The sequence below is a fragment of the Paenalcaligenes niemegkensis genome (genome assembly GCF_022230885.1).
In the GTDB taxonomy this organism is placed as follows: domain Bacteria; phylum Pseudomonadota; class Gammaproteobacteria; order Burkholderiales; family Burkholderiaceae_B; genus Paenalcaligenes; species Paenalcaligenes niemegkensis.
Map to the genome: position 1 here is coordinate 2154158 of NZ_JAKGCT010000004.1, position 22944 is coordinate 2177101.

The 22944-nt window shown below is 51.3% G+C and carries 15 protein-coding genes and 2 pseudogenes; 6 read left to right on the forward strand and 11 right to left on the reverse strand.

From position 1 onward, the window contains the following. Positions 1-41: 41 nt before the first annotated feature. The 4 genes from L1889_RS14520 to L1889_RS14535 all read right to left on the reverse strand — a co-directional run bounded on the left by L1889_RS14520 (position 42) and on the right by L1889_RS14535 (position 4973). Positions 42-1631 (reverse strand): DEAD/DEAH box helicase, encoded by a 1590-nt coding sequence (locus L1889_RS14520; protein ID WP_238665694.1) that lies wholly within the window; start codon positions 1629-1631, stop codon positions 42-44. Between the two features lie 597 nt (positions 1632-2228). Beyond that, entirely contained in the window at positions 2229-2792 is a 564-nt protein-coding gene (locus tag L1889_RS14525) for a ferritin-like domain-containing protein (RefSeq protein WP_238665695.1), read from the reverse strand. A 310-nt stretch (positions 2793-3102) separates the two neighbouring features. Next, the gene (gene ssb / locus L1889_RS14530; RefSeq protein WP_238665696.1) at positions 3103-3633 is read right to left on the reverse strand and encodes a single-stranded DNA-binding protein; all 531 of its coding nucleotides are present in this window, start codon (positions 3631-3633) and stop codon (positions 3103-3105) included. 128 nt (positions 3634-3761) lie between these two features. Beyond that, the gene (locus tag L1889_RS14535; protein WP_238665697.1) at positions 3762-4973 is read right to left on the reverse strand and encodes an MFS transporter; all 1212 of its coding nucleotides are present in this window, start codon (positions 4971-4973) and stop codon (positions 3762-3764) included. Positions 4974-5089: 116 nt separating this feature from the next. On the opposite strand from L1889_RS14535, the pseudogene uvrA reads away from it, so the two are divergent. Then, positions 5090-7930, forward strand: a pseudogene (gene uvrA, locus L1889_RS14540) (excinuclease ABC subunit UvrA). 101 nt (positions 7931-8031) lie between these two features. Here uvrA and L1889_RS14545 read toward each other — a convergent pair. From L1889_RS14545 to L1889_RS14555, 3 genes are read right to left on the reverse strand one after another with little or no spacing between them, the layout of a single operon-like run. Next, the gene (locus L1889_RS14545; protein ID WP_238665698.1) at positions 8032-9156 is read right to left on the reverse strand and encodes a deoxyguanosinetriphosphate triphosphohydrolase; all 1125 of its coding nucleotides are present in this window, start codon (positions 9154-9156) and stop codon (positions 8032-8034) included. An 11-nt stretch (positions 9157-9167) separates the two neighbouring features. Further along, positions 9168-10247 carry a 3-dehydroquinate synthase gene (gene aroB / locus L1889_RS14550; protein ID WP_238665699.1) on the reverse strand — a complete coding sequence of 360 codons (1080 nt, stop codon included), beginning with the start codon at positions 10245-10247 and terminating at the stop codon, positions 9168-9170. Beyond that, on the reverse strand, positions 10247-10855 hold the full coding sequence (locus L1889_RS14555) for a shikimate kinase (protein WP_308217652.1): 609 nt from the start codon (positions 10853-10855) through the stop codon (positions 10247-10249). The genes aroB and L1889_RS14555 overlap by 1 nt, the downstream gene beginning before the upstream one ends. A 121-nt stretch (positions 10856-10976) precedes the next feature. Here L1889_RS14555 and L1889_RS14560 point away from each other — a divergent pair, with 121 nt between their 5' ends. From L1889_RS14560 to lysA, 3 genes are all read left to right on the forward strand, one after another. Beyond that, positions 10977-13427 (forward strand): penicillin-binding protein 1A, encoded by a 2451-nt coding sequence (locus tag L1889_RS14560; protein WP_238665700.1) that lies wholly within the window; start codon positions 10977-10979, stop codon positions 13425-13427. A gap of 111 nt (positions 13428-13538) precedes the next feature. Further along, complete coding sequence (gene lptM, locus L1889_RS19280; protein WP_372871657.1) at positions 13539-13706, forward strand: LPS translocon maturation chaperone LptM; 168 nt, start codon at positions 13539-13541, stop codon at positions 13704-13706. 53 nt (positions 13707-13759) lie between these two features. Continuing rightward, a complete protein-coding gene (lysA, locus tag L1889_RS14565; protein ID WP_238665701.1) occupies positions 13760-15028 on the forward strand; it encodes a diaminopimelate decarboxylase in 1269 nt (422 codons plus the stop codon). 292 nt (positions 15029-15320) lie between these two features. Here the strand turns inward: lysA and L1889_RS14570 are convergent, their stop codons facing one another. The 4 genes from L1889_RS14570 to L1889_RS14585 all read right to left on the reverse strand — a co-directional run bounded on the left by L1889_RS14570 (position 15321) and on the right by L1889_RS14585 (position 21136). Next, positions 15321-16298, reverse strand: a complete 978-nt coding sequence (locus tag L1889_RS14570; RefSeq protein WP_238665702.1) for a nucleotidyl cyclase domain-containing protein — start codon at positions 16296-16298, stop codon at positions 15321-15323. 480 nt (positions 16299-16778) lie between these two features. Further along, positions 16779-18137, reverse strand: a complete 1359-nt coding sequence (ccsB, locus tag L1889_RS14575) for a c-type cytochrome biogenesis protein CcsB (RefSeq protein WP_238665703.1) — start codon at positions 18135-18137, stop codon at positions 16779-16781. Between the two features lie 14 nt (positions 18138-18151). After that, positions 18152-20176 (reverse strand): cytochrome c biogenesis protein ResB, encoded by a 2025-nt coding sequence (locus tag L1889_RS14580; RefSeq protein ID WP_238665954.1) that lies wholly within the window; start codon positions 20174-20176, stop codon positions 18152-18154. A gap of 264 nt (positions 20177-20440) precedes the next feature. Then, positions 20441-21136, reverse strand: coding sequence for a c-type cytochrome (locus tag L1889_RS14585; RefSeq protein ID WP_238665704.1), 696 nt, complete (start codon positions 21134-21136; stop codon positions 20441-20443). Between the two features lie 162 nt (positions 21137-21298). Between L1889_RS14585 and yihA the strand changes: the two genes are divergently transcribed. Together yihA and hemB are read left to right on the forward strand one after the other, a co-directional pair. Next, a complete protein-coding gene (gene yihA / locus L1889_RS14590) occupies positions 21299-21922 on the forward strand; it encodes a ribosome biogenesis GTP-binding protein YihA/YsxC (RefSeq protein ID WP_238665705.1) in 624 nt (207 codons plus the stop codon). A 25-nt stretch (positions 21923-21947) separates the two neighbouring features. Next, positions 21948-22937, forward strand: a pseudogene (hemB, locus tag L1889_RS14595) (porphobilinogen synthase); the annotation flags it as partial. Between the last annotated feature and the right edge of the window lie 7 nt (positions 22938-22944).

Here is a 22944-nt window from a genome sequence, read left to right on the forward strand (position 1 = left end):
TCGTTAAAAGCGCGGCTTTCCGTGTTTACTAACGTACTACATTAATATGCAGCCGGGCGCGTGTTGGGACGACTTGCCGGACGGCCTTCTGTACTACGCTGTGCAGGACGTCCGGCGCTGGGACGACCCTGGCCTTGAGGTTTTCCGCGACCACCAGCTGCATCGTTACCACGTGCGGCTGGACGGCCACCAGGTGAACGTTCCTGGAAGCCACCTTCACGACGGGGGCTACGCGAATCTTTTGCCCCACGTTGCTCGGTACGAGGACGATCTGAGCTGGCACCAAAGGTGGGAGCCTGATCAAGCATACGTTCGTCAAACAGTGGGCGATCACGGCGTGCTGCCGGAGTGCGTGGAGCACTGGCGTTATCACGACGGTGCTCAAAGCGACCTGCGCCGCCACCTGCTGCACCAGCATAACCACCACCAGAACCACTACGGCCACGAGGTGCGCCTTTGCCTTTGCGAGCACTATAAGTAGGACGAACGGACTTTGTAGGCTCTAGACCAGCAATTACTTCGACGGCAATAGGCTGGCCAATAAAATGCTCGATACGACGAACTTTATGGCGCTCTGAATGCACAGCCAGGGTGTAGGCTAAACCACTGTTACCTGCACGCCCGGTACGGCCGATACGGTGAGTGTAGTCTTCTGGCTGCATAGGAAGATCGTAATTAATAGCGTGGCTGATACCTTGAACATCAATACCACGGGCGGCTACGTCGGTGGCCACCAGAATGCGAATGCGGCCACGCTGCAGCAAGCCCAACGTACGCGTACGCTGGCGCTGGTTCATGTCACCATGCAACGCACCGGCTGAAAAGCCCTCTTCGCAAAGACGATCAGCCAATTCATCAGCACCACGCTTTGTGGAAGTGAACACAATAGCCTGGTCGAGGCTGGCGTCACGCAACAGGTGATCCAGCAAACGACCTTTATGCTGACCATCGTCTGCATAAAGCAGAGCCTGGGTGATGTTCTCGTGCTTCTGTTTATGGCCGGACACTTCGATGGAGACAGGCTCATTCATCATCTTGCCAGCCAAACGGGCAATCGTGCCGTCGAGGGTGGCAGAGAACAACAATGTCTGACGCTGACGCGGTGTTTTGGAAACGATGGATTCGATGTCTTCAATAAAGCCCATATCCAGCATACGGTCGGCTTCATCAAGAACCAAAGTGTGTACATCGCCTAATTTGACTCGCTTGGCATTGATGTGATCAATCAAACGCCCAGGTGTGGCGACCAATACATCGACGCGACGTGACAAGGCTTTAAGTTGCGCACCGTAAGGCATACCGCCCACGACCACGGCAACACGCAAGTCACGAATATGAGCGCCATAAGTTTTAGTGGCTTCTGCTACTTGCAGGGCCAATTCACGTGTTGGTGTTAACACCAGCACCGAAACACCCGCATTTTTTGCAGGTGGATTTTGTGCCAGTTTATGTAGCGCAGGCAACATAAACGCAGCTGTTTTGCCACTGCCTGTCTGTGCAGACACCATCAAGTCAAAGCCTTCGATGGCCTTAGGAATGGATTGCTCTTGTACAGGCGTGGGTGTAGTAAAGCCAGCTTTAATAACGGCTGACAACAATGCGGTATTTAAACCGAGGGTTTCAAAAGACATGGATTATTCCGCCGCATAATACGGCTACAAATGCGCAAGCGCACCATTGTGCTTATTTGCGCTGGTTGATTGGAAGCATCGAGCCGACCAATCAACCTACAACGTTGCGGGAACGAATGCCGCAAGCAGAAGGGTTCGGGGTCAGAGTGCGATGACGTATGGCATGCGCTGATTGTTGGTCGTGAGCAAGGAGCGAAAGCAAAAAGCTACGAACCCCAACAATGACCTAAAGAAGATGCAATGCCATGATTAAAGGCTGGTGTATTAAGATACAAGTACCAACCAGAACGCTGTAATCAAGAAATTTATATTACGGCGAAGCATTCAAGTGTAGCGCACTTATGGGGAAAACCACAATAGAACTTAAAAACAATACGACTATGCAAGAAGTGACACACTGAGTTGCTGTAAAAAAACCACAACTATTGATACCGTATAACCAGCGTCCCGTCTCGCTGACATTGAAACACCGCGTACGGAAAACGAGCACTCAGGAACGAGGCATTGATTTCCCAAGCGTGGCGTCAATACCAAAGAGTCACACAGAGACCTTTCGCAGGTCTCTGTGTATAAAAACCAGCCAGAGCCAGGCCCGTCTTACAAGTCCAGCAAATCACTCATATCATCAGCATGATCTTCTTCAACAGCCATAATCTCGATCAGCATCTGTCGAGTCGTCGGGTCTGTATCGCCAATTCGTTCAATCATCTGGCGATACGACTCAATGGCAATACGTTCTGCGATCAGGTTGGCACGAATCATTGACTTGATGTCCTGACTATCGTCATACTCCGCATGACTACGTTGCAAGAGCGTCGCCGGATCCAGATCTGGTTCGCCATTTAGCTGCACAATACGCTCGGCAATGCGATTGGCATGCTCTTGTTCTTGGGTAGCGTGCTCAAGGAACTCTGCCTTGATTGCTTCGTTGTTTAGACCCGTTGCTGTGAAATAATGGCGCATATAGCGCAGCACACAGACCCACTCAGTGGCTACCGCCTCGTTCAGCATCTTAATGATGGCTTCACGGTTTCCTTGATACCCCGAGGACACGGCTCCATCATCCACATGCTGCTTCGCCGCAGCACGAATAGCGGCCACGTCTAAAGGCTTGAAGGGCTGTACATTGTTTGTTTTGCTATCAGAGGGTTTTGTGTTCATAACGTTCCTTCCATTTTACAAATGATGGATTACCCCCCGCAGGGGCGATACGACGACAACAGCTTCTGCCAACTACATTTCACAACGCAGTAAAACCACCATATCAACAAAGCCCGGTCATTACATCTCAACGAGGAAACAGATTGTTTCTCGAGTAAACACTCCTTAATAAATAGCAACGCTACCTTATCCATCACTCCTGGCTGAGCCTGCACTTTAGAATATAAAAAAGCCCCATCAGCATGAAACTGACGGGGCTTACTAATGCATCTGGACTCAAAGCTGGTAAGTTTTGAACCAGCCTTAACGGTCAGAACGGAATATCATCATCCATATCGGCCAGGTTATCCACAGGTGCTTGATATGGATTAGCTTGAGGTTGACGCTGCGGTTGCTGGGCCGGGGCTTGCTGCTGCGGCGCCTGACGTTGTTGTTGAGGTGCGCGCGCAGGTGCGGAACCGGACTGATAATCGCCCCCGCCCCCGCTAAACTCAGCACCACCGCTTTCGCGGCCACCCAACATTTGCATTTGATCTGCTATCACTTCGGTGGTGTAGTTGTCTTTACCATCTTGCCCTTGCCATTTACGCGTGCGGAGGCGACCTTCTACATATACAGAACGCCCCTTACGCAGGTACTCACCAGCGATCTCTGCAAGCCTGTTATAAAACACCACCCGATGCCATTCTGTTTCTTCGCGGCGCTCGCCCGTAGCCTTGTCTTTCCAGTTAGAGGTAGTGGCAATTGAGATATTACAAATTGCGTTACCTTCTGCGCCGTAGCGAACTTCAGGATCGCGCCCCAAATTACCTACCAATATGACCTTGTTAACCGATGCCATGACTTTATCCTGTACTAAATAACGTAATGTTTAGAATTATCGACGATTGTGCGGCTATAACCTAGGGCTCAAGGTAAAAATACGAATTGACGCATTTATCCTCGAACGCAGCATCAATCTCGAACGACTCATATTGTGGTTTTCAGACGCCTGGTATTCAGCAGCCAAAGCAATGCCAAACCCGAACCGATCCAGACCACCATCTGGGGGCTGCCATATGCAGCCACTAGTCCGCCTACCACCCCGCCACCAAACACGCCCAATGATTGCGAGGTATTATAAAAACCAAGGGCCAGCCCCTTGTAATTCGCCGGAGCCACACGTGAAACCAAAGACGGCTGCAAAGCCTCCAATATATTAAAAGCAATAAAAAACACCAGCAAGGCTACCACCATCCCGGCAAGGCTTTGCATAGCCCACGGCATAAAGCCCAGCGAAAGCGCCAGCACAAGCACCGAAATTTCCAACATGCCCTTATGGCGTTTGCGCGTCTCGGTATAGAACACGGCAGGCACCATGAACACGAAAGACACCAGCATGACGGGCAAATACACCTTCCATAGGCTTTCCATATCGAAGCCGCCCACTTGAGCTAACACGCCCGGCACCACAATAAACAGCATCATCAAGATAAAGTGTAGCGAGAAAACACCAAAATTAAGGCGAAGCAAATCACGGTGACCCAGCACATCTCGCGCGCTAGCCTGAATAATCGGGTCTGAACCGCGTGGCACAGCTGGCACCAGAAAGGCCGCAATCAGTAAGCAAATGAAGCCCAGCAAACTAATCGCCCAGAACAGGCCTGACAGGCCGAACTGCCCTACCAGCACGGGTGACAACACTAATGACACGGCGAAGGACAAGCCAATTGACGCCCCCACCATCGCCATTGCACGGGTTCGAACTTCGGGCCGGGTGGCATCCGCAACCCACGCAGTGATGGCCGCCGACACGGCGCCCACACCCTGAAGCGTACGGCCCACGATAATGCCATCAACACTATTGGCGAGCGCACAAACAATACCGCCTATAATGAACAGCAGCATCCCAGCCACAATCACGGGTCGCCGACCAAAACGATCCGATGCCATCCCTAACGGAATTTGCATTATGGCTTGGGTTAAACCATATGCCCCCAGTGCCAAACCCACTTTGACCGCGTCGTTTCCCCCGGGAAGCGCATGCGCAGCTACGGCGAAAATCGGGGTCAATAAAAACAACCCTAACATCCGCGACGCAAATAGCAATGCCAGCATCATGCTGGATTTACGCTCTAAGGGCGTAAGGCTAAGGCGTTGGCGCTTTACGTTGTTATTTTCTATGACTTCTGTTTGACTCATGCAACACTCAAAATACGGTTTGGCATATAGGCGGGCTCTCACACACTGGCACATAAGCTGGGCTAGCGCGCTATAGTAGCAAGTTGCCTTTTAAAAAGATCCGATACCCTACTCAGATGGAAGCGATACGCATCAGGGGCGCCCGTACGCACAATTTAAAAAACCTGTCTATCGACTTGCCCAGACGGCAACTTGTTGTCGTCACGGGTTTGTCAGGTTCGGGAAAATCTTCCCTTGCCTTCGATACGCTGTACGCAGAAGGGCAACGACGATACGTCGAAAGCTTGTCGGCCTATGCGCGACAGTTTCTGCAGCTCATGGATAAACCCGACGTGGATCTGATCGAGGGCTTATCCCCGGCTATCTCCATTGAACAAAAATCGGCGGGCAATAACCCTCGGTCTACCGTGGGCACAACCACCGAAATTCATGACTACTTGAGGCTATTGTACGCCCGAGTTGGCACGCCGCACTGTCCTGTTCACCAGTTGCCTTTGCAGGCACAGAACATCAGCCAGATGGTAGACCACGTATTGACGTGGCCCGACGAAACGCGAATTTCTATTTTGGCACCTGTAGCCCGTTCTGTTAGCGACGATTTCAAACAACGTCTGCAAGCTTTGCAGGCACAAGGCTTTGTGCGTATACGCGTAAACGGCGTGGTCGGCGCGATTGACGACTTCGAATCCCCTCCTGCCGGTCAGCCTTACAGCATTGATGTTGTAATCGACAGGCTACGTGTCAAACCCGAAAGCGCCCAGCGCTTGGCAGAGAGCTTCGAAACTGCGCTTGAACTGGCCCAGGGCCGTGCAGTCGCCCTGAACATGGACGACTCTAAAGAGCATATGTTCAGCAGCCACTATGCCTGCCCCGCTTGCGACTATAGCCTGGCCGAACTCGAGCCTCGCTTATTCAGCTTCAACAATCCTGCAGGTGCCTGCCCTGACTGCGGGGGTTTAGGTCTGGTTGATTTTTTCGACCCCAAGCGAGTAGTCGCCTTTCCGGACCTGAGCCTGGCCAGCGGTGCCATCAGTGGATGGGATCGCCGTAATGCCTTTACCTACACACTGCTCACCAGCCTGGCTGCCCATTATGGTTTTGACATTGAGGCGCCTTTCGACTCACTCGACCCTGATACGCAAGAGCGCATTCTTTACGGATCAGGCACCGAAGAAATTGCTTTTTTATATTTAAATGAAAAAGGCAAAACAACGGTCAAAACGCATGCTTTCGAAGGAGTCATCCCCAACCTCGAACGTCGGTGGCGTGAAACCGAGTCCTCAGCAGTCCGGGAAGAGCTGTCTAAACTGCGCCGCACCCGTACCTGTCCTTCTTGTCAGGGCTCCCGCCTGCGTACCGAAGCACGTAATGTGCTGCTCGGAGAAAACGATCCCCAGGCAATTTACGAAGTAGAAGCACTATCCCTTGCGGATTGCCTGCTGTGGTTCCAGGAACTGCAGCTAAGCGGCGCCAAAAAGAAATTGCTGAACGTATTGTTCAAGAGATACAGGCAAGGCTGCAGTTCCTGAATAATGTAGGGCTTAATTATCTATCGCTGGACCGTAGTGCAGACACGATCTCTGGTGGTGAGTCACAGCGCATACGCCTGGCCAGCCAGATCGGCTCGGGCCTGACAGGCGTTATGTATGTGCTCGACGAACCTTCAATCGGCCTGCACCAACGCGATAACGATAAGTTAATTGAAACACTGCAACATCTGCGCGACCTCGGTAACAGTGTCATTGTGGTGGAGCATGACGAAGACATGATCCGCAGCGCTGACTTTGTCGTAGACATGGGTCCCGGAGCTGGTGAACACGGCGGCAACGTGGTTGCATCGGGCACGCCTGCCGAAGTCCTTGCTAACGAGGCCTCGCTAACCGGTCAATACCTGAGCGGTAAAAAAAGCATTGCTATCCCTGTACGGCGCCCAATTACCGATGAGTTGAATTATCTGGAACTCAAAGGGGCCACCGGCAATAACTTGAAGTCGGTAACCTTACGCATCCCTGCAGGGCGCTTCGTTTGTATTTCAGGAGTATCCGGCTCAGGGAAGTCCACCTTGATTAACGACACCTTGGCCACTGCCGTGTCGCAGCGCTTACATCGCGCACAAACCGAACCCGCTCCCTTCGAGGCCCTGAATGGCCTGGAGCACTTCGACAAAATCATTAACGTAGACCAAAGCCCAATCGGTCGTACGCCTCGCAGCAACCCTGCAACATACACTGGCATGTTCACACCTATACGCGAACTTTTTCTGGCGTACCGGAGGCACGGGTACGCGGTTACGATCCTGGCCGCTTTTCATTTAACGTAAAAGGCGGACGATGTGAGGCTTGCCAAGGTGACGGCGTAGTAAAAGTAGAAATGCATTTTCTGCCTGATGTGTATGTGCCCTGCGATGTATGCCACGGTTTGCGCTATAACCGCGAAACTCTCGACATCCGCTATCGCGGCAAGAACATCAGTGAAGTCCTTGACCTTACCGTTGAGCAGGCGCTGAGCTATTTTGAGGCAATCCCAGCTATTGCGCGCAAGCTGGATACCTTAATGGACGTAGGACTGTCGTATTTACGCCTGGGGCAAAGCGCCACTACGCTTTCCGGAGGCGAGGCCCAACGAGTCAAACTGGCACTAGAACTCTCGCGCCGCAGCACCGGCCGTACTCTTTACGTGCTTGACGAACCCACTACAGGCCTGCATTTTCAAGATATCGCCTTGCTGCTCGAAGTGTTACGCAAGCTAGTGGAAGCGGGTAACACTGTGGTGGTTATTGAGCACAACCTAGACGTGATCAAAACCGCTGACTGGGTTGTTGACATGGGGCCGGAAGGCGGATCAGCGGGGGACAGATTGTCGTGGAGGGTACTCCGGAAACGATAGCCCGCTGCCCAGAGAGCCATACAGGGCGCTACCTGCGAGAGTTACTGCCTTCGCTGCGAGCACTGGTGTGATCGCTTAAACCTCTCTGTAGCTTGCAAAGCAGAGCCTGGGCCACATCTCGGCTCTGCTTGCAGCTTGGCGCAGCAGAGGCCCTGGTTACGCGAATGCAGGCTTACATCTTAAATAAATGCTGATGCTCGCGGATGGCATGCCTATCAGTCATGCCAGCGATGTAGTCCGAGATAGCACGAGCCTGCTCTATTGGATCTTCGCGCCGATGTTCCACTGCCAGCAAGCGGGGGTTGTCTGAAAACGCCACAAATAGCTCTCGTACGATACGGCGAGCCTTGGTCATCATGCGTAAAACCTGATGATGGCGATACAAGTTGCTATGAAGAAACTGCTTGAGCTCAGTGGCTTGCCTGCGCATTGCATCGGAGAATGCAGCCATGGGACCAGCCAGGCGTAACTCGTCCACGCTGCCCGGCTTAGCCTGGTTCAGGTTGTACTGAGTAGTGTGCGTAAGATCTTGCACCAGAGTGTTGATCATGGCGCGAACCACCTCGGCGACCAATCGTTTGCGCTCTATGTCTGGATAGTTCGTCAGCACCACATCGTAATGCTCAGCAAAAATCGGCACCTCAAGTAATTGAGGAATACTGATTAAACCCGAACGTAAACCATCGTCGATATCATGATTATTGTAAGCAATTTCATCTGCGAGATTAGCAATCTGCGCTTCTAACGAAGGCTGATGGCGGTTAATAAATCGCTCGCCAACATCACCCAGTAACCGCGCATGTTTTAAGTTACAGTGCTTTAAAATGCCTTCGCGAGTCTCAAAACAAAGGTTTAGCCCTTCAAAGGCGGCATATCGCTCTTCAAGAGTGTCGACAACCCGCAGGCTCTGTAAATTATGTTCAAAACCACCTGCCTCGGGGCTTAGCTCGCGCATGCAGGCATTTAATTCATCTTGACCCGCATGGCCAAAAGGCGTGTGTCCAAGGTCATGCGCCAAGGCGATAGCTTCGATTAAATCCTCGTGCAGATGCAGGTTGCGCGCTAATGAACGAGCTATTTGAGCCACCTCAATACTGTGAGTCAGCCTGGTACGGAATAAATCGCCTTCGTGATTAATAAATACCTGGGTTTTGTATTCGAGCAAACGAAAGGCGTTGCAATGAATAATGCGATCTCGATCACGCTGGAAGGCGTTGCGTCCTATGGGCGCTGCTTCGCTATGGCGCCTACCACGACTTTGTTCCGGATGACATGCGTATACCGCTAGTGACGCCATAAACTTCACTCCTAAACTGTAGCAAAACGATCAATTACCCTGGTCACAAGCTCAGGACTAACCGTCTCGACATGACTTTGTCCGATTTTAGGCATTAGCACGAAGCGCAATTGCCCGCCTTCTGCTTTTTTATCTATACCCATCAGCTCGACCCAACGCTCGGCAGGCCACTGCGGTGGCTCGACGGGACAACCTATCGCGGCCGACAAGGCACGCACACGCTCTACGCTACCACGGTCTAAGCCGCACAGTTCGGCAGAAAGCTCGGCAGCCATGACCATTCCACAACCCACTGCTTCGCCATGCAGCCATTCGCCATAGCCCAAGCCGGATTCAATTGCGTGGCCAAAGGTATGGCCAAAATTAAGAGTGGCGCGCAAGCCGGACTCTCTTTCGTCTTGAGACACCACCTGGGCCTTGATCTCACAAGAGCGCTGTACCGCATAACTAATCACGTCAGCATCACGACGAACCAGCGCCTCGGCGTTAACTTCGCACCAATCGAAAAATGCCGCATCGGTAATCATGCCGTACTTGATGACTTCGGCCAAACCGGCTGAAATTTCTCGGGCAGGCAGCGTCGAGAGCACATCAATATCAATTTCCACGGCAATAGGCTGATAGAAGGCACCTATCATGTTTTTACCCAAAGGATGGTTGATGGCAGTTTTTCCACCCACCGAGGAATCTACCTGTGACAACAAGGTCGTTGGCACCTGCAAAAAACGGATACCGCGCATAAACGAGGCCGCGGCAAAGCCACTGATATCACCAACTACCCCTCCACCCAAAGCTACAACCAACGCCTTTCGATCCAGACGCTCGCCTAACAGAGCGTCAAAGATAAGGTTCAGGGTTTCCCAGTTTTTGTAGGCTTCACCATCAGGGATAGATACCGGAATAACTCGTTTACCACTGGCAGCCAAGGCAGACAGTACACGCTCTCCATACAGTGACATGATCGTCGGGTTACTAATCAGGGCAATGGTGGTGACGTCTCCAGGAATGCTTTGAGCCAGCAGATCCAGACGGCCTGCTGCTACGTGAATAGGATAAGAACCGCCTGGGGTTTCAACGTGTACGATACTCATTACGCTACCTTTTTCTCTTTTAATAAAGCCAATAAATTCCGCACCGCAGTGGAAATTGGAGCGCTACCTGTTTCAAGGACAATATCAGCTACTTCCTGATAAAGAGGCTCACGCTCGGCTAATAACTCGCCAAGGCGTTGACGTGGATTGCTGGTTTGCAACAATGGCCTGTTTTTATCGCGAGAAACACGGCGGAACAGCTCCTCTGCGCTGGCCCTTAGATACACTACCACCCCGCGTTGCTTTAAATACGCACGATTTTCAGCAGAGATTACCGCACCCCCGCCAGTAGCAAGTACAATGCTGGTCTGGCGCGAACAAGCGTCCAGAGCAGAAGTCTCGCGTTTGCGGAACCCTTGCTCTCCTTCGATGTCAAAAATAACCGACACCCTGACACCGCAGCGCGCTTCTAATTCGTGATCCAAATCAACGAACTGGCGATCCAGAACTTTTGCAAGCTGCCTGCCGATGGTCGTCTTACCAGCGCCCATCATGCCGACCAAAAACACAGACTGTAAGCCAGGCTGTGCTAACAATCGAAGCGTGTCTTCGGAAATTGGAGCTAAAGATTCAACTTGCATTAGATCTAAGGGTAAAGAGTCTGTCATTTGTGTATTATCCCATTAGCCTGTTTAATTAGCAGGCCTACCACTAATTTGAATTATTCGGTTACATAAACCTGATGCGCAATTCGAAGTCTTCACATCATTGGGCTTAAAATCATCTGCAATGAGTTCCCCTGCCCAAAATTCGCATAATAGCCCCGGCCAGTCGACCGGATCCTGGTTGGCACGCTTTATATTTAAGCTGTTTGCCATCTTCGCCGGCGCTGGCCTGTGCGGCATACTGTTGCTGTCGCTAGCCTTGGCCCTGGCCTGGCCTAATTTGCCAGACCTTAGCGCAATGACCGACTATCGGCCACGGGTGCCGTTGCGCATTTATACAGCCGACAAGGTATTAATTGGCGAGTTCGGCGAAGAGCGCCGTAACGTCATGAATTTCGACGAAATTCCTGACGCCATGAAATCTGCCATTTTGGCGGCCGAAGATGACCGATTCTACCAGCATGGCGGTATTGATATACGCGGTGTAGCGCGCGCTGCCCTCGCCAACGTAATAAGTATGCGCAAAACGCAGGGGGCCAGCACGATCACCATGCAGTTGGCGCGCAACTTCTATTTGTCTTCCGAAAAAACCTACACGCGTAAGTTTTACGAGTTGCTGCTTACCTTTAAAATCGAGTCCGCACTTAGCAAAGATCAAATTCTTGATCTTTATATGAATCAAATTTTCCTGGGCCATCGGGCCTATGGCTTTGCGGCTGCGTCGCGGGCTTACTTTGGTAAACAGCTTACCGATATTACCCTGGCCGAGGCAGCGATGCTTGCCGGGATCCCGCGCGCACCTTCCCGCTATAACCCTATCGCTAACTATAACGAAGCTAAACGCCAGCAGTTGGTGGTGTTGCGTCGCATGCTTAGTTTGGGCTATATCACCCCCGATGAACACGACGAAGCCATAGAGCAAACCATTGAAATCCGCTCGGCGCCTGGCACCCCTGCGGGCGGTTACTCAATTCATGGCGATTACGTAGCCGAATTGGCCCGCCAGTTGCTGCACGGCGTTTACAAAGACAATATTTACAGCCGCGGCTTTAACGTCTACACCACGGTGAACTCTAAAGACCAGGAAGCCGCCTATCTCAGCGTACGTAACGGCGTATATAACTATACAAAGCGTATGCCTTTCCCAGGGCCTGAAGGGCAGGTATCGTTAGCAGAAGGCATTGAAAACGACGCAGAGGCATTTAGCGACATCCTGGCATCTGTACAGCGAGATCACCCTGATACGGGCGAACTGCTTACTGCAGTAGTGCTATCGGCCAGTCCCACCAAAATCACGGCAGCTCTCACTGCAGATCAAACCATTGACATCACCGAGAAACGCGCCTTGAATATCGTAGCGCGGGGACTCACGCCCAACGCCAACGACAAGGTACGTATCTCCCGAGGCTCGGTCGTCTATCTTTTTGACAACGGTGAGTACTGGGAAGTCATCAACATGCCTAGCGTTCAGGCGTCGCTGGTGTCCATCGCCCCTCAAGATGGCGCGATTAAGGCAATGGTGGGTGGCTTCCATTTTTCAGACGGGAAGTTTAACCGCGTGACGCAAGCATGGCGTCAGCCAGGGTCTGCATTCAAACCATTTGTGTATGCGGCAGCTCTTGAAAAAGGCTTAACACCCGCCACCCAAATTTCGGACTCTCGCTTTCACTTAACTAGAGAACAAACAGGTTCACAGCCATGGTCTCCTAAAAACTACGGCGGCACCTACGAAACCATGCTGACCATGCGCCAGGGTCTATACAAATCCAAGAATATGGTGTCTATACGTGTCATGCAGGCGGTCGGACCGAAGTATGTTCAAGACTACCTCACGCGCTTTGGTTTCGAGCGCGAACGCCAGCCTCCCGTCTTGCCCGTTGCTTTAGGCGCAGGCAGCGTCACACCACTGCAGTTGGCGGGTGGCTACGCGGTCTTTGCTAACGGCGGCTACCGCGTTCAACCCTACCTGATCGATTATGTGACCGACAGCCAAGGTGAAATCATCATGCGCTCCAAGCCTGTCATCGCTGGTGACGCCAGGGCGCAGGCTATCGACCCTCGCACAGCCTACGTCATGAGTGATCTCTTGCGGGGTGTGGCTACCTCAGGTACCGCCTCCAGAGCATCTGCAGCCCTGAAACGTAATGATATTGGTGGTAAAACCGGCACCACGAACGACTCACATGACGCCTGGTTTGCTGGCTATACGCCTGACCTCGTCAGCATCGCCTGGATGGGCTTTGACCGTCCAAAATCGCTAGGGTCAGGGGAGACCGGCGGCGGCGTATCCATGCCAATCTGGGTCGATTACATGCGAGTCGCGCTGGAAGGTAAACCTCAAGTTCCTCTAGGCCCGCTACCCAATGGGTTAAGCCGTATCAATGGCGATTTTTATTATGATGAATTCCCTCCGGGAGTAGCCATCGAACGAGTAGGCTTGCCTAGCCCTATGGATCATATTGTTGAAGATGTCCCTGACGACGGAATCAATAATCTTCTGCAAGGACTACGTGAATTGCGGCAAGGTGACAGCAGCTCGCTTGAGCACACTCAGCGCAGCTTCATCGAGCCATAAAACCGGGGCGGTACCTGAAAGTACCGTTCCACTACTTCGATTTATTGGTATAAGCTAGCATCATGATGTTAATTTTGCTATTTTCCGTTAATCAAGAGTCTTAAGCGTCAAATGCGCACATACGCCAGCATACTAACCCTTCTTCTGGTAGCGCTGGGAACATCGGGTTGCGGCTACAAAGGCCCTTTGGTCTTGCCTGAATCTGCTGCGACCAGCACCGTTCCAGCGCACCTGCTTCTTGCTACGCTCGCCCCTTCTGCACCAGGGACGCTTGCATAAACTTATTCCTAATCGACGTTATTTAGCGTCGATTTTATTTTAGTGTTTACATCATGACTGTTGCCCCGCATTTTCAATTCAAAAACGACACGTTGCACGCCGAAGAAACATCACTTGAGCAGCTCGCCAAAGATTTCGGCACGCCTCTGTATGTATATTCCCGGCACGCCTTAAAAGATGCCTGGGAAAGCTACAGGGTAGCGGCCCAAGGTCGTGACGTACTTGTCTGCTACGGCATGAAGGCCAATTCCAACCTGGCCATTCTCAACGAATTTGCACAACACGGAACAGGCTTTGATATCGTATCCGGAGGTGAGCTGGCTCGCGTCATCGCGGCAAAAGGTGATCCTAAGAAAGTGGTCTTTTCAGGCGTAGGAAAACAGACCTGGGAGATCGAAGCTGCTCTGGATGCCCAGATCAAATGCTTTAACGTCGAATCTGAAGGCGAACTACTGCGTATCGCCGAGATCGCCGCCCGCAAGAACACCATCGCACCCATTTCACTGCGCGTGAACCCGGACGTAGATGCTCACACCCACCCCTATATCTCTACAGGTTTAAAAGACAATAAATTCGGGATAGCAATTGAAGATGCGCCCCGGGTTTATCAGCTGGCAAGTACCCTGGCCAGCCTGAAAATTGTAGGAGTAGACTGCCACATCGGTTCGCAGATTACCGATATCAGTCCCTACCTGGATGCCCTGGATAAACTGCTGGATTTAATTGACGGGCTCGCCGCTAGCAATATTCATCTCAGCCACCTCGATATCGGAGGCGGTCTGGGCATTCGTTATACCGACGAGACACCCGCCACCCCCACTATGCTGCTTACCGAGGTCTTCCGTGCACTTGATGCGCGAAACCTGTCTCATTTACAGCTGGTACTTGAACCAGGCCGCTCGATGGTGGGAAATGCGGGTGTGCTGCTCACCCGGGTAGAGTATTTGAAGCAAAGCGAAAGCAAGAATTTCGCAGTGGTGGATGCAGCCATGAATGACCTCATCCGGCCCACACTGTATGACGCGTGGCACGACGTAGAACATGTTTCACCGTCATCCAATACTCAGCCCCGTGCTCGCTATGACATCGTCGGACCTATTTGTGAAAGCGGTGACTGGCTGGCACGTGACCGCGACCTCAATCTTGAACCTGGCGATCTGCTGGCCATCATGTCGGCGGGTGCTTATGCATTTACCATGGCAAGTCAATATAATACGCGCCCTCGAGCAGCCGAGGTTCTTGTTGACGGACACTCGGTCCACTTGGTTCGTCCTCGGGAAAAACTTGAAAGCCTGTTTGAGTCAGAACGAATCCTGCCCTAAATTCAACGAATAAGCCCTGTTTTTTAGGGCTTATAATTGTAAAGGACCTCGTACAACTACCGTTAATATCTATCAATAGTCAATGGCACCTACGGGCATGCCGCGTGCGATGCCCTGCTGTGTGAAATACAAGTTGGCTACGTACAAGGCTTTGTAGTCTCTGCTGCCCGACCCGCTACCGATATTCTTAATGCCATCGACATACGAGACCTGGTCGTTGACCCCGGGGTCATTGAGTTCATTAATGAACAGTATCGCTAAAACAGAGCAAAGTATCAGTCGGAACCAGTCGCTAAGCAGCCTGCTTGGGAGTGCTGACTTCTGCCTTTCCCAGCAACTGTTGGGCTCGGGATCTCGCCAATTGCAAACGCTCACTTAATGACGGGCTTTCTGAACAATTCGCAACGCCTACCCCAATGTGGTGCTCTTCGCAGCCTAAGGCAGCTACTAAGCGCTGATGTAGCCGCTTGGCAATAAACGGGTTTGCCTGATTCGCAATAATAGCGAAGGTATTGCTTTCTATACGCCCCACGACGTCGGCACCACGAACGAGACCGCCAACTAACGCCGCCGCATCGCGTATGCTAGCATCTGACGCCTCGTAGGCAGCCTCTAGCAAACGAACCACAAAAACACTGGTACTGTTTTTATCATTTAGCTTATCGGTCGCCTCGGAAATATTAAGCTGGTAGATCCAGCCAGCCCGATTCAATACACCAGACTCAACATCCTGGAATGAAGAACTGTCTATGGCTCCTAAGCTGACTTCAGCAGCCCCTAGTTCGTCAAGTAATGACACCATCAGTGATACCGACGCCACACAGGCAGAAACTCGCTGACACATAGTGCACCACCGATAAAAAGGTAGATCTGAGCAAGCTGCCACCAGTAGACCCACTACTTCACCGCGGCTATCGTACAGCGGAATTCTGAATAGATATTGAACATCCAGTTGATCATTAAGCTGGCTGCGCAAGCTCACCACTTCCTGCTCTGAAAGTGGCCGATACATATAATCGTTATATTCTGCCGCCTTATCCCAATGCTGATAAATCAGCCGTTCCAGACCCTCTTCAGGGCAAAGTTGCGCGAAGAATCCGGAGCTAATGACAGGGTGATAGTTTTCTCTGGCCTTGTGCAGAACAGCCCAACCTTCTAGAGGCCAGGCCTGCTGAAGTACCTCTAGGTGAACACGCAAGCTTTCTATCGCTAGATCGAACACATGCGGAATGACTTTTGACTGCGGTTTCGTCGAATTTGGCAAATACATTTGCTTTCCCCCTATTAACGCAAAAATCAGCCTTTTTTATGCTTACGCTGTTTGTTTGACTGTGTGGCTGTTATAAGCCCTTGTTCTAAAGTTACTTTTTCTAACACTAATCATTAACAATCATTTTTGCATAAGGAAAAATTTGTGAGCGAATTGCCGCCGTAAAATTGTTAGCGAATACCACTGTATTTTTAGAAACGCTGAAGAAAAGCTTTGGATATAAATGATAAAAGAAGACAAAGCTTGAGAGTGGGGTTCTTCAGCGTTTTACGCTTTTAAAGGAATATGCCCTTTCGTAAACGTCAAACCTAAGATAGCTAAAACGCATTTAATAGTTACCAAACACACATACACTTACAGTTTTGTCGCACTTGTCAGCGAATGGAAACACTCTATTTCGACGCTGCGACTATAAAAAAACCACATTCTGAAAAAAACAGAATGTGGTTTTGTAAGAATTACTGCTGTATTGACCGGATCTTAGAGTTCACCGTATGAGTGCAGACCCGACAGGAACATATTCACGCCCAAGAAGGCGAAGCTAGTAATCAAGAGCCCCGCCAAAGCCCAGTAAGCAGCCATAGAGCCGCGTAGCCCTTTCATTAAACGCATATGTAGCCAGGCAGCGTAATTAAGCCACACGATCAGAGCCCATGTTTCTTTGGGATCCCACTGCCAGTAAGTACCCCACGCGTCGGCTGCCCATAAGGCGCCAAGAATTGTTGCGATCGTAAAGAAGGCAAAACCCACGGCAATTGCCCGGTACATAATGTCGTCAAGAATTTCTAACGATGGTAGCTGCCTGGAGATTGGTCCACGCATAGCAAGGATAGCACTGACAATAAGAGCGCTTATGCCAAAGAACAGCATCCAGGTCATGGAGAGTTCACGCGACCCGAAAACCATCGGTTCAGCGCACAATATAACGCCCAGGATAAACAGTGGCGTCAGCTTTGCCCAAGACTTCGTTTCGCCATGCTCTTTAACTAAATAGGCAAAGCCTACCATCGCCGCAAGAGCAAAGGTACCGTAACCAATAAAGTTGGCCGGGACGTGAATTTTCATCCACCAGCTTTTTAACGCCGGCACCAGAGGTTGGATTTGATGGGCATCGCGTGTGAAGGAGTACCACAGCAAAAACACAACTGACGAGCTGATCACCAGCAATACAAAGCCACCCAGAGCCTTCGTTGCGTAACGGCGCTCGTAATATAGGTAGAACAAAGCCGTGATGAGGGCAAACATAACGAAAACTTCGTACAGGTTACTGACCGGAATGTGCCCAATGTCGGGGCCCAGCAAGTGCCCTTCACGCCAGCGTACGAGCATACCGGTGGTACCGGCATAAACGGCCCCCCACGTCATGGCAGACCCCACCCAAGCCGCAGTCGTGCTGGCAAAGCCAATCCAGTAACAGGCTGTGGCCAGGATAAATAAGGCACACATCCACAAAATGGCAGATTGCGACGACAACAAATAACGCAGCAAAAACACCTGCTCTGATCGCGCTATATCACCGTTCAATAGATTACCGTCTACGCTATAGAGCCAAATAGCCAAAAGAGCGGTAAGCGCCGTTAAGACCATTACTGTACGTAGCGGCCGCCACAACCACCCCATCCAGGCCAGCAGTGGCACCGCACCAGCCAATATGCCTTTCTCGTAGACATCCATGTAGTCGCCGTAAACGTAAAGGCAGTACCCTGCACTTAAGGACAGCAAGACAAAATATAAATAATCACTAAGCTGCGGACGGCCACGCACACCGCGTGAGTCGCCGCTGGCAGCCATCGTTGATTGCCACATCGGCGATCCGGAAAGCATTGCAGATTCAGTCATGAGTAATTTCCTCGCTATGCAGACAATCGCTGAAAGCTTTGTTTAAAGTGGTCGAACTCGCGGTTGAAATCAAGGTTTCTACGTTGCGATGTCATAGCGGCCATCATTGACGTGCCGGGCGATCCATCGTTGCGAATCCATACCCAAATACGTCGGTCGCGTACATAAAACATAGTGAAAACGCCAATCACGAGAAACAGCGATCCGGTATAGACAATATACATACCGGGGCTGCGTGATACCTGAAAAACGCTGGCCTGAACGTGGTCAAAGCTACGCAGGTTAAGCATGACGGGGGCCGGGTATTCAGGCAAGTTGGCCAAAGCCAGCACACTAAGCTGCACCCACTCCTGGGCTCGCAGCCCCTGTTCACCTTCGTATATTACCGCGCTTTCACCCGCCTGTTCACGCAGTAACTCGCGCAGCTCAAGAAGCGAAAGCTGAATCATGGGAACAGTAAAACTTAGTATTTTTTCACGCTCGGCTTCCGGAACACGTTTGACCAAACCGTTGAAGCCTTCATTCGCAAAGGCCCACAGAGCATTTTGCGCTGCCTTGTGCAGCAACGAGCTTTGTTCAGTATTTCCATTACGCTCAACAAAACGCAAAGCGGCCTGATTAACGAGTTCGGGATCAGTTAATGCAGCACGCAAACGCATGAATTCGTCCATGGAGTGATTTTCATCGGCTGGAATACGTACGTAACGGAAGCCATCATTCGGCGAAACACGCATGCCCACCAAGAACACAGGAAAGCCATCAAGCTCAATAGGCAGCATGTAATTCGCGTACTCTCGAGACTGCCCGTCATTACCCGTCAACTGATAGTGGACGCTAGGCCCTACGTTTTTCAGGTTTTCGTTTTTAGCACCCGCAGCACTGCCGGTTACCGCCGCTACGTGTTCGATCATGGCTTTGGGCTGGGGCTCGCCAGAGCTTAAATCTTCGACGTTGATAATGCGTAGTTCAGTGAAATTTACGCTGACTTCGCTGCCTTGGTCATCGGTGGCAAATGTTGTACGCTCACCGACCTTGCCGCTTATAGCAAAAGCCTCACTACGCGCGCCTTTTAGAGGGTAGGCAGCAAGCTCAAGTGTAGATCCGCCGTCGTCAAAACCTGACTGATAAACTGTTACGCCCTTGTAGCGCAAGGGTTCATTAACTTCGATAAGACGATCAAAGCTTTCTCCGCTCTCAGGATCGGTAATCCGCACTTCACTTTTGAAGCTGCTGGGCATCCCGGTGGAATAGTATTCAATTAAAAACCTTTTGAGCTCTAAAACAAAGGGCATCGGCTGCACTAAAACGCCATCATCGGCACTGACCACTGCTGTGGCTGTGCGGGCCCCTTCAGGCACCAGCATATTGGCTCTGAAACTGGGGTTAGCCAAGGACAGACGCCCCTCTGGTGGCACTTCTGAAATAAGCATGTTATCGGTAATGGGTGTTTTACCGCCCAACCACATTTGCAGCTTGATAGGCAGTTCGCTGTCCATTAAGCCACCGATACAAATCACGACAATCGCAACGTGGCCAAAAATATAACCTAGTCGGTTAGCGCTGCCTTTTTTGGCCGCCACCATTAAACTGCCGTCATCGTCGTGACGTACCTTATATTTATACCCGTTAGAGCGCAGCCATTGCTGGACGTGATCTGCATTTTGGGCACAGGAATTGGCGTTCTTGACTTCAACCCGATGAGGGAAAGCTCTTAAGCTTGTTCCTCGTACATATTCTCTGAAGGATCCAGAGTCTTTAAGCATCTTTGGTGCGTTGCGGACAACACAGATGGTGGTAGAGACCACCAGGAAGCTCATAATAAGTAAAAACCACCAATTGTTATAAATAGACCAAATGGTGAAGCGGTCGAAGACGTCTACCCAAAAAGGCCCGAACTGATCAATGTAGATATTCATGGGTTGGTTTTGGGCTAAAACCGTACCAATAATACTTGCCACACAGATAAACATTAGCAGGCTAATGGCGAAACGCATTGAACCTAAGAGTTCAAGCAAATCGGCAGCGCTAATTCGGCGCATTGGAGTAGCTACAGTCACTGGATCGCTTTAAGAAAAATAAATGAGTCGGGCGTAATGGATATTTGAGCCGTTATGGATATAAAGGTTCCTTAACTATAGGCGCGAGTCATAACCACATGCAGGCCATAGTACATTTTGACTATAGGCAGACATGCAAAAGCTCCTCGGTGAGGAGCTTTTGCCAAACCCGGTCAGGTATGCAAGCATTAACGCTACGCTACAAATAAAAGCAGCGTAGCGTTAACTGCAGAATAACGCCTTGAGCTAGCGCAAACCTGCTGCGTAATCCGAAACCGCAGCAATATCGGCATCATTCATGCGGTCGGCCAAGTCATGCATCATAGGACCATTCGCACGATCGCCACTACGGAACAATTTTAGCTGTTCTGAAATGTAGGAAGCATGCTGACCCGAAATACGAGGAAACTGACCTGGAATGCCGGCGCCATTAGGCGAATGGCATGCAGCACATGCAGCCACGCCACGCTCAGGTAAACCACCTCGCCAGATTTGTTGGCCACGCGCCACGGTATCTTCGTTTGTGGCTTTAGCGGCAAGCTCTGGATCTAGCGCTTGCTGTGACAAGTAGAAAGAGACATCACGGATCTCTTCGGTGCTCATGCCGGCGGCAATATTTGCCATTAGCGTGGGTGCACCGTTTAAACCTAAACGTGCTGCTGGTGTTTTTTCGTCACGAGGGCGAAAATCATTTAATTGCTTAACTAAATACTCGAACGGTTGAGCCGCCAAGTTGGGGTTTATCTCGATAGTGCTGTTTCCAGCAGCACCGTGACAGGTGACACAGGCCAGCACACCGCGCGACATTTCGCCGTTGATGTACAGCTGCTCGCCTTTTGCAGCATCAGGTTTGGCTACGTCTGCAGCCTGGGCTAGAGTAAATACGGAACAGCCTGCTACTAGGCTGCTGGCGATAACGAATCTGGAAAGCACGCGCTTCATGTAGTCCTCGACGATCGCGATTCAACCGGAGTGCGGCAACATGCGCCTCCGCTAAACCCGCCGCATTCTGCAAACGAATATCTGCAGGGAACACGACGTTACTGTTTCAAATCGCACAATTATACAATACAGCATGCACTTAATCGGAAAAATGCCGTAACCATGTCAATATTACACCGCGCAAACTTCACAGTATCAGCCGCAAAGCTAGACCAGCTACCGCCTCCAGGGCCGCCAGAGGTTTGTTTTGTTGGCCGCTCAAACTCAGGAAAATCCTCATCTATTAACGTGCTGACCAACCAGCGCCGCCTTGCTTTCTCAAGCAAGACACCTGGCCGCACACGTTTAATTAATATGTTTGGCATTCCTGACCCGTTGGATCCCGAAGGCGCACTCGGCTATTTAGTCGACTTACCCGGCTACGGCTATGCGGCCGTTGGTCGCCAAGAAAAACAAGAGTGGGATCAGGTACTGGGCGGCTATCTGCGCCTGCGCCCTTCGCTTGCTGGCGTCGTCCTGATGATCGACATTCGGCGTGGCCTTACCGACCTTGACCTGCAACTGGCCAAATGGATTGCACCTACCGGCAAACCCATGCTGATCTTGTTGACCAAGGCCGATAAGTTTGCCTACGGTAAACGGATTCAGGCAGTTGCCGCCGTTCGCAAACAACTCGCCGCGATTGGTCCTATGCACGCGCTACCGTTTTCAGCGCCTAACCGCATCGGCATAGAAGAAGCGTCTCATTATATCGAAAACTGGATTTCACCAAAGGTAGTTCCATGACCCGTTTTTTACCCACTGTTAACTTCCCCATAGCCGCCCTCGTCGTAATCGCCGTGACGATTTCACTCGTCGTCTGGTACGTGAAAACGTGGTGACAGCTAACGATTTCATCTACCCCGTGTTTGTACGCGAAGGTGAAAACGTTAAGGAAAACGTAGAATCAATGCCCGGTGTATTCCGCTACTCTCCTGACTCGCTGCTGGCCGTCGCCGAAGAGTGTGTATCGTTAGGTATACCGGTTATTTCACTCTTCCCGTCGATTGACCCATCACTAAAAACACCCGATGGCATCGAGGCCGCGAATCCCGACGGATTGATTCCACGAGTGGTGGCGTTATTGAAGAAAAATTTCCCAGAACTGGGAATTCTTACTGATGTCGCGCTTGACCCCTACACCAGCCATGGCCAGGACGGTGTAATTGACGCGAATGGCTACGTACTGAACGAGCCCACCGTAGACGTATTGCGTCGCCAGGCGCTTACGCAGGCTACTGCCGGTGTGGACATTGTGGCGCCCAGCGACATGATGGACGGGCGTATCGGGGCCATTCGCAGCATACTTGACGACAACCAGCTGATCGACACGCGCATCATGGCTTATTCAGCCAAGTACGCTAGTGCTTTCTATGGTCCTTTCCGTGATGCCGTGGGTTCTGCCAGCAATCTGGGCAAATCTGACAAAGCCAGCTATCAGATGGATCCTGCTAACCGTAACGAAGCAATTCGTGAGGTCGCCGCCGATATTCGCGAAGGTGCGGACATGGTCATGGTTAAACCCGGCCTGCCCTACCTGGACATCTTGCGCGATGTCAAAGACGCCTTTGGCATGCCCACTTTTGCCTATCAGGTCAGTGGCGAATATGCCATGATCAAGGCAGCATCGGCTAATGGGTGGCTGGATCACGACAAAGTCATGATGGAATCGCTGCTAGCCTTTAAACGCGCAGGCGGCGATGGGGTTCTAACCTACTTTGCCATCGAAGCCGCAAAACTGCTCAAGCAACAAAACGGTTAAGGCTGTT

What these genes read in the sequence shown, in the direction of transcription:
- lysA (WP_238665701.1), top strand. Translation starts at nt 13,760, where the DNA reads ATGACTGTTGCCCCGCATTTTCAATTCAAAAACGACACGTTGCACGCC.
- L1889_RS14520 (WP_238665694.1), bottom strand. Translation starts at nt 1,631, where the DNA reads ATGTCTTTTGAAACCCTCGGTTTAAATACCGCATTGTTGTCAGCCGTT.
- L1889_RS14555 (WP_308217652.1), bottom strand. Translation starts at nt 10,855, where the DNA reads ATGACAGACTCTTTACCCTTAGATCTAATGCAAGTTGAATCTTTAGCT.
- ccsB (WP_238665703.1), bottom strand. Translation starts at nt 18,137, where the DNA reads ATGACTGAATCTGCAATGCTTTCCGGATCGCCGATGTGGCAATCAACG.
- L1889_RS14545 (WP_238665698.1), bottom strand. Translation starts at nt 9,156, where the DNA reads ATGGCGTCACTAGCGGTATACGCATGTCATCCGGAACAAAGTCGTGGT.
- L1889_RS14585 (WP_238665704.1), bottom strand. Translation starts at nt 21,136, where the DNA reads ATGAAGCGCGTGCTTTCCAGATTCGTTATCGCCAGCAGCCTAGTAGCA.
- L1889_RS14535 (WP_238665697.1), bottom strand. Translation starts at nt 4,973, where the DNA reads ATGAGTCAAACAGAAGTCATAGAAAATAACAACGTAAAGCGCCAACGC.
- aroB (WP_238665699.1), bottom strand. Translation starts at nt 10,247, where the DNA reads ATGAGTATCGTACACGTTGAAACCCCAGGCGGTTCTTATCCTATTCAC.
- lptM (WP_372871657.1), top strand. Translation starts at nt 13,539, where the DNA reads ATGCGCACATACGCCAGCATACTAACCCTTCTTCTGGTAGCGCTGGGA.
- L1889_RS14570 (WP_238665702.1), bottom strand. Translation starts at nt 16,298, where the DNA reads ATGTATTTGCCAAATTCGACGAAACCGCAGTCAAAAGTCATTCCGCAT.
- yihA (WP_238665705.1), top strand. Translation starts at nt 21,299, where the DNA reads ATGTCAATATTACACCGCGCAAACTTCACAGTATCAGCCGCAAAGCTA.
- L1889_RS14525 (WP_238665695.1), bottom strand. Translation starts at nt 2,792, where the DNA reads ATGAACACAAAACCCTCTGATAGCAAAACAAACAATGTACAGCCCTTC.
- L1889_RS14580 (WP_238665954.1), bottom strand. Translation starts at nt 20,176, where the DNA reads ATGCGCCGAATTAGCGCTGCCGATTTGCTTGAACTCTTAGGTTCAATG.
- ssb (WP_238665696.1), bottom strand. Translation starts at nt 3,633, where the DNA reads ATGGCATCGGTTAACAAGGTCATATTGGTAGGTAATTTGGGGCGCGAT.
- L1889_RS14560 (WP_238665700.1), top strand. Translation starts at nt 10,977, where the DNA reads ATGAGTTCCCCTGCCCAAAATTCGCATAATAGCCCCGGCCAGTCGACC.